The following is an 11,132-nucleotide window of genomic DNA, read 5'->3' as shown; positions in this document are numbered from 1 at the left end:
GGGCTGGCGCTCGATCAAGCCAGGCGGCAGCCTGTTTCACTCAGATCAGGGAGTGCAGTATCGCAGTGAAGAGGTGCTGAAGACGCTGAGTGGAGCCGGCCTCACCATCAGCATGTCCCGACGTGGAAACTGTTGGGATAACGCCTGTGCAGAGAGCTTCTTCTCGTTGATGAAACGGGAGTGGTTGCACCATCTGGGCTTGATCAGCCGCAGGGAGATGGAAGACGCCGTGGCATATTACATTGGCGAGTATTATGACAATGTCCGCTCTCACGAAACCCTGGGCGGGTTAGCGCCCAGGGCATACGAGTTGGCGGCTTGAACCGAGGTGTCTACTTTTTTGGGGGCACACCAGGCTTACGGCTTACGGCTTGCCCCATCCATAAAAAAACGAAGCCGGGTTGCCCCGGCTTCGCTCTCGATTTCCATTCATGACGTCTTCTGGGCTCAGGATTTGACCTCGTACTGGCCTTCCAGAATATCGGTAGCTTGGGCCTGATGTGGATTCTGCTGCTGGCTCTTCTGCCAGCCGGGACCAATATCTTCGGCATGGTCTGCGCGGGCCTGCTCCATACGCTTCTTCATGCGTCGACGTACCAGTGGCAGCATCAGCAGCCCGACGAGGCTGAACAGTACTCCCAGCAGGGTGGCGACGAGCAGCATGGTACAGCCGAGCACCCAGGCCAGCGCCAGCTTGACGCCGCGCAGGTGGCCCGCTGGGCGAGCCTCCTGTGCACGTTGCTGCCAGTGGCTGGCAAGCCGCCAGGCGGCATTGTCACGATATTCGGTACCTGAGCGAAAGCGTGAATGATCAGTCGTCATGGTCTACTCCCAGAACTTCGAAGGTATCGCGGTTCAATCGCACTTCCAGCTCGCGGAAGCGGTCGTCGTAGCCTTCTACTTCAATGCGGCCCATCGAGTCGACATCAACAGAAGCAATGTGTTCAATACCTGCCTGTTGGGCGCTATCGAGGGCCCTGTCGATATCGTCGGCGCTGAGGCTCCAGTCTGGCGTTTCACTCTTGCGCTGTTCCTCGCGCAGAATACTGCCGTCGGCCATGTCCATATCGACATCCAGACGCCAGCCGTCATCCCGCCAGCCTTCGACCTCGAACTGGTTGCCATCATCGACGCTGAATTCGTCGAAATGACTGAAGCCATACTCGCCGGCACTGCGCAGCAGGCTGTCGATATCTTCACGGCTGGCGCCGTCATCGGCCATGGCCGTGGTGGCCATGGTGCCGGCGAGCGCAAAGGTGGCAAGACTGAGAGAAAGCGGCTTGATCATAGGGCACTCCTTCCTTTGCAGACGTAAGCCAGTCAGTAATGATGTGACGTGATTGGACTGGCTGGTCTGTGCTCCTGCGTGACTCGACGTGAGCCACGCTTGATGGATGCCATCTTCGCAATCCTTGTCTTGCAGCAAGCTGACAGTGGTGTTCATCTTGCATTCATGTCGGATTATTCAGACTTCGCCCCATGATGAGATACTTGATTCGATCCACTCTGGCATTATGCACGGCGGCGGCCTTATGGGGCGGTGCCTGGCTGTTGATGCCTCCGCTGACTGCCATGCCGACGTTGACCCAGGCGTTGGGGATAGCCCCTGCTCGGGCGGATGACGACGATTGGCGGGACCTGCATCGCGAGGTTGAGGACGGTAGGCTGGTCGCCTTGCCGACTCTGCTCGACTGGCTGGATGAGCGCTATATTGGCCAGGTATTGGAAGTTGAACTTGAGCGTGATGATGGTGAAGTCATCTACGAAATCGAGATGATCGGCCCCGAGGGGCAGGTGGTGGAGTTCGAGTTCGACGCTACCAGTGGCGAGCTGATCGGCATCGAAGGCGTGGGTATCAGCGATATGGAGCGCCCCGGGGCTGGTGAGCAGTAGGCAGTGCGAGTCTCGAGCCGGATAAGGGCAAGCCTCCATGACGGTGACTTCTTCACGACGGTGCACACTTATCTCGGCGGCAAGCACTTGTTGGTGGTAAACACGTGTTGGCGGTAAACAAGGGAGTACGCAAGTGAAGATCCTGTTGGTCGAGGATGACCAGGCGCTCAGTGAGGCTCTGGCAATATCGCTGCGCGATGCGGGGCTGTTGGTGGAAATGGCAGCCACTGGCGGAGATGGGGACTTTCTGTTGCGCACCGAGCAATACGATGCAGTGATTCTCGATCTGGGCCTACCGGATGGTGATGGCACGCGCTGGTTGTCCCAGTGGCGTGATGATGGCATCGACCTACCAGTGTTGGTATTGACCGCTCGTGAGCGCTGGTCGGACAAGGCCGCTGGCTTCTCCGCGGGGGCCGACGATTATGTCACCAAGCCCTTCGAGACCGCCGAAGTCCTGTTTCGTCTGCGTGCCCTGGTGCGTCGCAGCCATGGCCATGCCCACCCGGTGCTCAGTGCGGGTGATCTGAGCTTCGACACTCACACCGGCAGCGTGACGTTGGCAGGGAGGCCGGTGACCCTGACCGCTCAGGAGTCTCGGCTACTGGCCTATCTGATGCATGCCCAGGAACGTGTGGTCAGCCGTACCGAGCTCTCCGAGCATGTCTATGATCGTGACCACGAACCCGACTCCAATGTCATCGATGTGCAGATCAGTCGCCTGCGCCGCAAGCTCGGTGGAGAGCGCATCGTGACCCTGCGTGGCCAGGGCTATCGTCTGGTGATACCCGAGGACGAAACGAGCGAGTCGCGATGAGTGTCGCTGATTCAACGCGCGGGACGCTTGCCCGACGCTTGATCGTGGCGTCGATCATACTGGTGCTGGTCATCGTGCCGGTGGTGGGCATCGGCCTGTCGTTCAGCTTCCGTGAATCCGCTTCGGCGTCCTTCGATGAGCGTCTGGCATCGATGCACAAGGTACTGCTCACCTCTCTGGAGCAGGAACCATTGAGCGGGGAACTCAGTGTTCAGGAGCGTCTCGGTGACTCGCGTTTCGAGCGGGTCTACTCTGGTTGGTACTGGCAGATCAGCGACGGAGAGTCATTGGCCCATGTCTCGCGTTCGCTGTGGGATCAACGCCTGCCCATTCCCACCAGCCTGGGCACTCACTGGGGCACCATCGAGGGCCCCAGGGGGCAGTCCCTGCGTATCGTCGATCAGGCACTGCGCCTGCCGGGGCACCCGGAGCCCGTGCACGTTACCCTGGCAGTCAGCCGTCAGGAGCTGAATGCTGAAGTCGCCCGCTTCGAGTGGTTGCTGTGGCTGTCGTTGATTGCCTTGAGTGTCTTGCTGCTGGCGGGTCTGGCATTGCAGATCCGCTGGGGGCTTGCACCGTTGCGTGCGCTGCACTCGGACCTTCGCGCGGTCAAGGAAGGGCAGAGTGAGCGCCTCGATACCAGGCTGCCCGGCGAGTTGGCGGAACTGGCCGAAACGATGAATGAGGTACTGGATCATGACCGGCGCCTGATCGAGCGGGGGCGCTCAGCAGCCGGCAATCTTGCTCATGCGCTGAAGACGCCGGTCAGTGTGCTCCAGGCTCAGGCCGAACGTCTGCCTGATGTCGAGCGTCGCCAGGTGCGTGAAGAAGTGGCGCGGATCGATGCCGCCGTTCGGCATCATCTGGCTCGAGCCAGTGCCGCTGGGAGCGCGGCTCTGGCGGCACGTGTCGAAATTCTCAAGGTCATCGAACCTGTGGTATCGGGGCTGGAACGCCTGGCCGGGCGTCGCGGTATCCGTCTACAACGTGACATTCCTGCTGAGCTCAAGCTGCGCGTGGACCCCCAGGATCTGCAGGAGTTGACCGGCAACCTGCTGGAGAATGCCCTCGATTGGGCACATTCCCGGGTCGAGTTGAGCTTCCGGCTCGATGATGGAGGCGTCTGCATGTGTCTGGAGGACGATGGTCCCGGCATGACTGAAGAGCAGCGTACCGCTGTGCTGGAACGTGGGGTTCGTCTCGATGAGCGCCGTTCGGGCAGTGGTCTGGGGTTGGCCATTGTCGGAGACCTGGTAACGCTGTACGGCGGTCGCCTGGCGTTGGATGAGTCACCTCTGGGCGGACTACGGGTGAAGGTGTGGTTGCCGGGCGGAGGTTGAGAGCTTGCCTGAGCGAGCTAGCGAAGCGCCAGTATGCGTTTGAGCAGATCCTCTCGACTATGGCAGTCGGTCTTGCGGTAGAGGCTCTTCAATTGGGATCTGATGGTCTCCACGGAGCGGGCAGACTCCTCTGCGATCTGCTGAGTCGATTTTCCGTCGATAGCATCTGCCAGAGCCCGCAACTCGGCAGGACTCAATTGGAACAGAGCGCCAATCCTCGGGAGATCCAGACGGTGGAGTGAGCCATCGCTCTCCTCAATCAAGACAGCGACTGTCGGGCCTTCAAAATAGAAACTGATGTCATTGTCGACCAGGCGAATCAAGGTGATTCTTGCGTCTGGTAGCTGGAGGGTTACCACCTTCGGGCCGCAATACCAGCGGCTGAGCATGCCCTGAAGTCTGCGCTGGGCCTCGGCATTCCCCATGACGAGGCGTCCGCAGGCGTTGAGCGACAGGTGGTACCCAGTGCTCAACAGGCGCTCGGCATAGGGCGATGCTCTTTTCAGTCGTGACGGCTCCCCGACGATGGCCACAGCGATATCCATTGCATCGAATATCTGACCATCAAGGCAGGGAGCGGTTGATTGACGATAGAAGCGTGCCGCACGCTGCAGGTGGGGAGCGAGGCTGGACAGCATATGTGCAACCTGCTGCTTGTCATCCTGATTGATGGCGTCGGACAGCAGGGCCAGAATGAACACTTCATTCTGCTCATGCTCGATGGTCAGCGATACCCGCGAAGGCATTTCATGGGGGGCGAGGAAGTCATTGTAGAATTCGGTCTTCCTGAGCTGCCTTAGCGGCACCAGGGCCTCGTCGACGAAGCCAACCCCGTTGGGTCGTGTAGCGGCGGGAGCGATAAAGAGATTGACGCTGGCGTAATAGGCGCCGTAAAGCCTGAGAATGCCTGGGTCCACGCCGGAGGCGAGTGGGATATGCCCACGCGCCACTGCTTCATCGTGCATCACCAGTACCGTCTTGCCATTGGGTACCTGATGAGCTAGTTGATCGAGAAAGTGTTGCCATGGACTCTCCCCCAGCATGGCGGCATAGATCAGGTCGGCCAGTTTGTCGGCGGAGTTGGTCATGGTTACCCACGGCTCAGGAAACGGTGCGAATTCACTGCAGGTAGGCCGGATCGTCACACCGATACTCGTACCTCACACACCCAGAGGCCACCACGTTCAAGGCGATTTCTCCACCTGCTGGTAAATAGTACGCTCCTGAGTCAGAGGTAGTCTCTGTTCTGCCTAGAATCCTGTTCCACCTGGAACCACGCACGGAAATATTACAGTGTAGTGGCTCCGAGCAATGACTACGCACATAGACTTGGCATACAGAAACTCTCTCCGAGAAGTGCATCTGGTTTTCCACTCTCATTTCAGCGGAAGTGCAGCCCTGGTCTGAGAACGCTTGCCCAGACATCAGGAAGATAAGTGCTGCTGGTATAATGATCAGTTTTTTCATTGTTTTGTACCCATGCGTTATGTTGGTTTTTTTGAGTTAGGTGTTACATGCTTCATGTGTCACTGATTTATGGATTCATTGAATACTTTTCTGAGTGCATTTATCTCTGCTTCTGATACGATGTCCTGGTAATCAAGACAGGATCTGACCACAAGTGAGTCAGAGGCAGCGATTGTTCTGAACGTATCACGGTCGACGTTTATCCTGACAAAACCGTACCATCCAGAATCAATTTCATGAAACTCACCTGGAGTCGGGCCCACAACAGTTCCATCGGCTGAAAATGTAGTTTCATTATCAGATCTGCAGGCGCTGGAGTAGCGACTTGATATAATGTCGCTTTCCTTATTCAATGAGTGAACGAGGAAATACTCTGTTCTGCCATCTGGATGGATTTTCACAACTCCCTTGAGTTCAGGTTCGTCCATCAGTGTCGAGGGGCGCTCTCCAGTCTTCTCACCATAGCCGTTATAGTAGATGTCCGTTGTCTCGCCAGAGGATGAAATGGTAGTGATGTTGGTGGAAGGATCGGTTTCTCGCGACATACCATATATGGTCTGTTGTTTTATATTTACCATCATGTCCTCGGGTGTAAGTCTGCTTCCACATCCTGAGAGGAAAACTCCCGAGACGATCACCGCTAGTGTCAGCTCCTTGAAATAGTTTTTCATGATATTGAGCCTTGTGTGTCAGATACATCTCAGTAAAGTCAGGAGGGGCAGTTGCCACCATCACCACCGTGGGTGAAAACTACGCTGATACGAGCAGGTCATGCTGCAGTAGCACGGGGCTGAGTAGGTGGAGCGGCACTCACGGTCTGCGCAAGGCCTATGGTCCGACATTGATGGAATCGCCTTGGGGCTGCGTATCAAGATGTGGTCTGAGCCGGTCAACTGGGCAGAGAGGGCTGGCTGGGTTAGCGAAGCGCGAGTATGCGCTTGAGTAGATCCTCTCGACTATGGCAGTTGGTCTTGCGATAGAGGCTCTTCAGTTGGGATCTGATGGTCTCCACGGAGCGGGAGGAATCCTCGGCGATCTGTTGAGTGGATTTGCCATCGATAATGCCCGCCAGAGCTCGCCCCTCGGCAGCACTCAACTGGAATACAGCTCCAAACCCCGATAGGTCCAGTCGTTGGGGTGCTTTACCGACTTCCTCGAGCAGCACAGCGACCGTGGGCCCTTCGAAATAGCAGGAAATGGAATCCTTGATCATGCGTACCAGGCAAACCTGGTATTCAGCCAATGGAAAATTCAGGGTGCCAGCGCCCGTGTACCAACGGCTGAGCATGGCCTTGAGGGATGCTTCCAGTTTGTCGTCGAGGAACTGCAGTTGACCTCGAGACGTGATACGCCACATATCGCCGGTGGCCATGAGGTGTTCCGCGTGCCCCGAAGCGATCTCTATCCGTGAATGCTCTCCGACCAGCAGAACCGCTGTGCCCAGCGCATCCAGAAACTGTTGCGTATGAGTGCCCATCAGACGCTTTGTGCTGCTGCGTCGGTAGTAGCGTAGCGCACGGCTGAGATGTGGCGACAGTTGGGTCAGCAACCCTGCTGCTCGCAGCTTGTCCTGCTGCTGCATGGAGTCGGAGAGCAATGCCAGAATGAACAGTTCATCCTGCTCCTGCTCGATGGTCAGCGATACTCGGGATGGCATTTCATGGGGTTCGAGGAAGTCGTTGTAGAACTCGGTTTTTCTCAACTGTTCGAGGGGAATCAGGGCTTCATCGACGATGCCGACACCTATACCGTTGTACAACGTGGTGGTCTGGGCGATAAAGGGATTGGCACAGGCATAGGCCCCGCGGCGTTTGAGGGTCCTCGGATCGACCCCCGAGGCCAGCGGAATATGCCAACGTGCGGCTGCATTGTCATGTACCACCACTATTGCCTTGCCGTTGGGCACCTCAAGCGCCAGTTGGTCAAGAAAGTGTTGCCAGGGCGACTCTCCCAGCATGGCGGCGTAGGCCAATTCAGTCAGTTTCTCGGCGGAGTTGATCATGGGGGTATGGTGCAACCTTTTTCGTTACATCAAGTAACCTGGCACGAAATTCCTGGTGGTGCGTACCTGAGCATCGGTGGGGCAAGGGTGTCAGGTACGCTGCGTTGTGCTGGGGTTATAGCTGTTTGCTTACTGAAGGGCGGAAGGGAGATGGGGGAATCGGGTAGTCTGCGCTATCTTCGAGGATCATGACATCGTACAAATCAGCTGCGGAAATTACTGGTGCGGCAAAGCCTGAATTTGCTGACCGATCTCGGAGCAAATTGCCTCCTGAAGTGACTCCTACTACGGAAATTCCACCATCTACGGTCATGACAGGCCCACCACTATTGCCTTTATATGCAACGCAGTTGTGCCTTATTCTACCAAGGCCGCCATTCTCTATCCCGGATACGCTGCAGCCATAGTCAATTTGCAGGAAGTATCCATCATTGAGGTCACCGGAATACCCAAGCACCATGAGTCGATCATCGGGTTCAAGTGGACTGGTGGAAACTGGGAGGAAATATCGGCTTGGCTCTTTAGTAATGATGATGGCAACGTCGATGGCATTTTCCTGAGGAGTTAGATTTGGCCTGCTTGGATCATGTTGCCATGAGGGGTGATTAGCCCCCCATCCAGCAAGAATCTGTGTTTCTTCCCCAGTAATGAACTCCTTGCCACTTTCTATATTTTGGCGATATACGCCAATCGTATCGTTAATGTTGAAGCAGTGAGCGGCAGTCAGGATGACTTGAGGAGAAATAAAGGCTCCTGTGCACCAGCCTCCTCCATTACTATAGTTTCGAATGCGTACAATGCTGCGGGCGAGGTTGCGATCAGATACGACGACAGAACGCCAGCGATCCTGATCAACCTTGCGCTGCTGCCCATACCTTGCTTCCTGCTCGGAAGAGCGGATCTCATATTGCATGGCATTGTTGAAGTCGAGCAATGCGCTGTTCAGTTGGTTCAGATAGGGCTGCAGTTGCTGTGCTCCCGTTGGTGAGCTGGAAGCTGCATCCACCCCGGCGACAGTGCCTGCAATGGCCAGCCCGATGGTGCCGATATCAGCGAAGGTGCTCATGGTATCGGCACGTTCCGCCATGCGTCGGCTATGCTCGGCAACCCCTCTGGCCAGGACATCGGTAGACTGCTGAAAGTAGCTTCGCGCGGACTCCCCCTGGCCTGCCATGACCTGATCAACAGCCTGGTTGCCGAGACGCTTGGCATCGAGAACATAGGAGTAATCATCCTCACCGCCCTGGATCATGGTGGTGCAGGAGGCCAGCAACGAGCATAGCAGTGCGGTTGCAACAAGATGTTTGTTCATGCTCATGTTCCCTGGTTTATATTGATTTCTTTTATTTTTTGTTCTTATAAGGGTTTGCTAGGGTATGGCTACATGCACAGAACCCTTCCTGCGATGCCGTTGTAGGAGGTTTGATACCCCATGGCATCGTAGACACAGGTTGCCCAGTGCATATAGTTTGTCGAGGTTTTCACTGGCTCTGTTGTTGGTGTTGGCTCGTCGGGAATCTTTACTACCCTATCGTAGAAATCACACTCTCTGGTGGGGTGGTTATTTCACTCCTTGTCGGTGATGTTGTCCTCTTTGGCAAGTGATGTTTGGAATATGCTTGCTAACATCAATGTCGTTGATATCAGGATGGCTCTTGTTGAGGAATTCATTGTTCTTTTCCTGCGTTTTCGTTGTACTACCTTTTTAGCCAATCTTTACTGTCGGCATTGCAAGGCCTCTATCAATTGTTCATTGGCACGATTGGCCATTTCGCCCTGTGCGTAAAGCTGCCTGAGTTGCTCTTCGGCAACACCCTGGTTCATGCTTTCTCGCATATCGGCGAACCAGCGAAGATTGGACTCACGCTGACTAAGAGCCATGTTCAATGCTGGCTGTAGCCCGCCTTCTTTAGCGATGATGTCATCGATATTCTCCCCTGTGCTTAGCTGGCGTATGCAGGCTGAATTCTGGGCCATGGCACCTGCTGAGAGAGTCAGCAGGATAGTGACGACAATGCATCCAGATGGAATACGCATGTTACTTTCTCCTGATTAAGGATTTGTTAGATCATGTAATCCAATGGCTATCTCCAACATAGGAGTTTGACTCTGGGCCGCCTTCCCCCCTGCGGGTGAAAACTACGCCGGTACGAGCAGATCGTGCTGCAGAGAGCGGAGCGTCATGCATTGTGCAATGCCGTTGGCCTTGCGATGATGAAGGCACCATCAGGATCACGGGAGTGAGGCGGCGCGTGGACAAGTTCGAGGTCAAGCTGGATCAGGCGGCACGGGCGGCCTGGCTATCCTATGTTGGTGGTTGCACCCAGGACGATATTGCCGCTCAGCTTGGTGTCTCGCGTCCGGGCGTCCAGCGTTTGCTGGCGCTGGCGCGCCAGGAGGGCCTGGTCAAGGTGCATATCGACCATCCGATTGCCTCTTGCACGGCGTTGTCCCAGGCCATTCGCCAGCGTTTCGAACTCGACTATTGCGATGTAGTTCCAGCTGCTGCTGATGCTGGCGATACCACGCCTTATCTTGCCGTGGCTGGCGCCGAGCGGTTGTCACGTTTGATCGAGCGTAGTGATCCACAGACCCTGTCATTGGGCACGGGACGCTCGGTGCGGGCGACAGTGGAGGCACTGAGCCGTATCGATCGTCCTCAGCACCGCTTTGTTTCACTGGTCGGTAATGTGGCCCGGGATGGTTCTGCCAACCGCTACGATGGTGTCATGGTGGCTGCCGACAAGACCGGGGGCGAGCGCTTCCTGTTGCCGACGCCGGTGGTCGCCGCCAGTGTTGAGGAAAAGGAGGCCCTGGCCGGTCAGCCACTGTTCCGTGCCATTGGAGAGGTGGCACGCCAGGCTTGCACCGCCTTTATCGGTGTGGGGCGTATCGATCCCCAGGCGACCCTGTTTCAGGATCATTTCATCAGTGCCGATGAACTGGCCGAACTGCTGTCATTCGACGCGGTGGGCGAGTTGCTGGGTTGGCCGTTGAGCGAATCCGGCGAAGTTATCGACTGCTCGATCACTCGCCGAGTCACCAGTCTGCCCTTGACCGTGTTCCGCGACCAGACGGTAGTCGCACTGGCTGGCGGACGCGAGAAGGGCCCGGCCATCCTCGCCGCGCTGCGCGGCGGTTGGTTGAACGGCTTGATCACTGATGAGCATGCCGCGCGTATTGTGGTCGAGGCGTTGTAGGGGCCCGCAACAGCGAACGCTCACTCAGCCACGAGCTGCGAGCTACGAGCACGCTACGCTCGAGCTGAACCCCGAACCCCGAACCCCGAACCCCGAACCCCGAACCCCGAACCCCGAACCCCGAACCCCGAACCCCGAACCCCGAATCCTGGGGAGAGGCACGTAGCCATCAGGTTGGCACTGGGCAGCTCGTTGCTCGTGTCTCGAAGCTCGTAGCTGGCCCGCCGTCCCCCTAAAGTCTAACCCGCTTGTCTTTGCTTTTTTTATCTCCTTGCCCGATCATTTGATCATTCGTTGATGTGATTGATCAAAAATGCCGAGCGCGAAAGCGGATTCGCAACGATACTGATGACCGCATCGCTCGACCCGGCAGCTACAACAACAAGCCCGCAGAGACGGGGTTCGATAACAGG

Annotated in this window: 12 protein-coding genes; 5 read left to right on the top strand and 7 right to left on the bottom strand. The window is 56.7% G+C overall.

The window, feature by feature from the left end; genetic code table 11:
* Positions 1-322: integrase core domain-containing protein (locus tag BUE38_RS15390; protein WP_143166348.1), on the top strand; the 322-nt coding region annotated here is incomplete at its 5' end.
* Positions 323-447: 125 nt separating this feature from the next.
* Here BUE38_RS15390 and BUE38_RS15385 read toward each other — a convergent pair.
* Positions 448-822 (bottom strand): hypothetical protein, encoded by a 375-nt coding sequence (locus BUE38_RS15385; RefSeq protein ID WP_073436116.1) that lies wholly within the window; start codon positions 820-822, stop codon positions 448-450.
* Complete coding sequence (locus BUE38_RS15380; RefSeq protein WP_073436115.1) at positions 812-1,288, bottom strand: PepSY domain-containing protein; 477 nt, start codon at positions 1,286-1,288, stop codon at positions 812-814. Before BUE38_RS15380 ends, BUE38_RS15385 begins: the two co-directional genes overlap by 11 nt.
* Before the next feature lie 203 nt (positions 1,289-1,491).
* On the opposite strand from BUE38_RS15380, the gene BUE38_RS15375 reads away from it, so the two are divergent.
* From BUE38_RS15375 to BUE38_RS15365, 3 genes are all read left to right on the top strand, one after another.
* On the top strand, positions 1,492-1,893 hold the full coding sequence (locus BUE38_RS15375) for a PepSY domain-containing protein (protein ID WP_307725396.1): 402 nt from the start codon (positions 1,492-1,494) through the stop codon (positions 1,891-1,893).
* 133 nt (positions 1,894-2,026) lie between these two features.
* Positions 2,027-2,710, top strand: a complete 684-nt coding sequence (locus tag BUE38_RS15370) for a winged helix-turn-helix domain-containing protein (protein WP_073436114.1) — start codon at positions 2,027-2,029, stop codon at positions 2,708-2,710.
* Positions 2,707-4,050, top strand: coding sequence for a sensor histidine kinase (locus BUE38_RS15365; protein ID WP_073436113.1), 1,344 nt, complete (start codon positions 2,707-2,709; stop codon positions 4,048-4,050). Before BUE38_RS15370 ends, BUE38_RS15365 begins: the two co-directional genes overlap by 4 nt.
* A 17-nt stretch (positions 4,051-4,067) precedes the next feature.
* Here the strand turns inward: BUE38_RS15365 and BUE38_RS15360 are convergent, their stop codons facing one another.
* The 5 genes from BUE38_RS15360 to BUE38_RS15340 form a co-directional block, all read right to left on the bottom strand.
* Complete coding sequence (locus BUE38_RS15360) at positions 4,068-5,138, bottom strand: helix-turn-helix transcriptional regulator (RefSeq protein ID WP_073436112.1); 1,071 nt, start codon at positions 5,136-5,138, stop codon at positions 4,068-4,070.
* Between the two features lie 438 nt (positions 5,139-5,576).
* Positions 5,577-6,188 (bottom strand): hypothetical protein, encoded by a 612-nt coding sequence (locus BUE38_RS15355; protein WP_073436111.1) that lies wholly within the window; start codon positions 6,186-6,188, stop codon positions 5,577-5,579.
* A gap of 245 nt (positions 6,189-6,433) precedes the next feature.
* The gene (locus tag BUE38_RS15350; protein WP_073436110.1) at positions 6,434-7,519 is read right to left on the bottom strand and encodes a helix-turn-helix transcriptional regulator; all 1,086 of its coding nucleotides are present in this window, start codon (positions 7,517-7,519) and stop codon (positions 6,434-6,436) included.
* 115 nt (positions 7,520-7,634) lie between these two features.
* On the bottom strand, positions 7,635-8,831 hold the full coding sequence (locus tag BUE38_RS15345) for a trypsin-like serine peptidase (RefSeq protein WP_073436109.1): 1,197 nt from the start codon (positions 8,829-8,831) through the stop codon (positions 7,635-7,637).
* Between the two features lie 404 nt (positions 8,832-9,235).
* Positions 9,236-9,556: a hypothetical protein gene (locus BUE38_RS15340; RefSeq protein ID WP_073436108.1), complete on the bottom strand. Its 321-nt coding sequence runs from the start codon at positions 9,554-9,556 to the stop codon at positions 9,236-9,238.
* Positions 9,557-9,771: 215 nt separating this feature from the next.
* On the opposite strand from BUE38_RS15340, the gene BUE38_RS15335 reads away from it, so the two are divergent.
* Positions 9,772-10,719, top strand: coding sequence for a sugar-binding transcriptional regulator (locus BUE38_RS15335; RefSeq protein WP_073436107.1), 948 nt, complete (start codon positions 9,772-9,774; stop codon positions 10,717-10,719).
* Positions 10,720-11,132: the final 413 nt, after the last annotated feature.

It is taken from the genome of Halomonas cupida (genome assembly GCF_900142755.1).
GTDB classification, from domain to species: Bacteria; Pseudomonadota; Gammaproteobacteria; order Pseudomonadales; family Halomonadaceae; genus Halomonas; species Halomonas cupida.
This window is presented reverse-complemented; position numbering and strand designations above follow the sequence as displayed.